General features: G+C 66.4%; 2 protein-coding genes. Both read left to right on the top strand.

Annotated features, from left to right (window positions below):
* Positions 1-254 (top strand): 2Fe-2S iron-sulfur cluster-binding protein (locus QZH66_RS17235; RefSeq protein ID WP_305807068.1); only part of this gene is annotated, 254 nt, incomplete at its 5' end.
* 11 nt (positions 255-265) lie between these two features.
* The coding region (locus QZH66_RS17230) for a molybdopterin cofactor-binding domain-containing protein (RefSeq protein ID WP_305807067.1) at positions 266-845 on the top strand (580 nt) is incomplete at its 3' end.

Genomic DNA, 845 nt, shown 5'->3' with positions numbered 1-845 from the left:
AGATCACCACCATCGAGGCCATGGCCAATGACAAGGTGGGCCAGGCCGTGCAGGCCGCCTGGGTCAAGCACGACGTGGCCCAGTGCGGCTACTGCCAAAGCGGTCAGATCATGAGTGCCACGGCGCTGCTGCGCGAGCACAAAAAGCCCAACGACGCCGATATCGACGCTGCCATGGCCGGCAACATCTGCCGCTGCGGCACCTATGTGCGCATCCGCGCTGCCATCCACGACGCCGCGCGTGCGCTGGCCTGAAGGAGATCGCCATGCATTTCGACACGCACGCAGCAGAACTGCCAAAACACCTTCTAGCGCTGATGGGACAAGCGCAAGATGCTATTTATTCAGAAGCAAGCGAAGGCCTGGACCGACGCAGCTTCCTCAAGCTGGCCGCCGCCTCGGGTTTTGCCATCGGGGCGTTTCCGCTGCTGTCCAGCGCCCAGAGCCAGGCTGCGCCGGCGGGCCTCAAAGCCACCGAGCAGCCCTCCGCCTTTGTGCACATCGCCCCCGACGGCACGGTCACCATCACCATCAACCGGCTGGACTTCGGCCAGGGCGTGCAGACCGGCCTGCCGATGATCTTGGCCGAGGAGCTGGACGCGGACTGGTCCAAGGTGCGCTCGGTGCTTGGCGATGCCAGCCCGGCCTACGTGGACCCGGTGTTCGGCATGCACATCACGGGCGGCTCCGGCTCCATCAAGAACTCCTACCGCCAGTACCGCGAACTCGGTGCGCGCGCCCGCGCCATGCTGGTGTCGGCCGCCGCGGCGCAATGGGGTGTGAATGCAGCCGCGCTGCGCACGCAGAACGGCACTGTCGTGGGACCCGGCGGCAAACGCCTGGGCT

The organism is Stenotrophomonas sp. YIM B06876, assembly GCF_030711595.1.
In the GTDB taxonomy this organism is placed as follows: domain Bacteria; phylum Pseudomonadota; class Gammaproteobacteria; order Xanthomonadales; family Xanthomonadaceae; genus Stenotrophomonas.
This window is presented reverse-complemented; position numbering and strand designations above follow the sequence as displayed.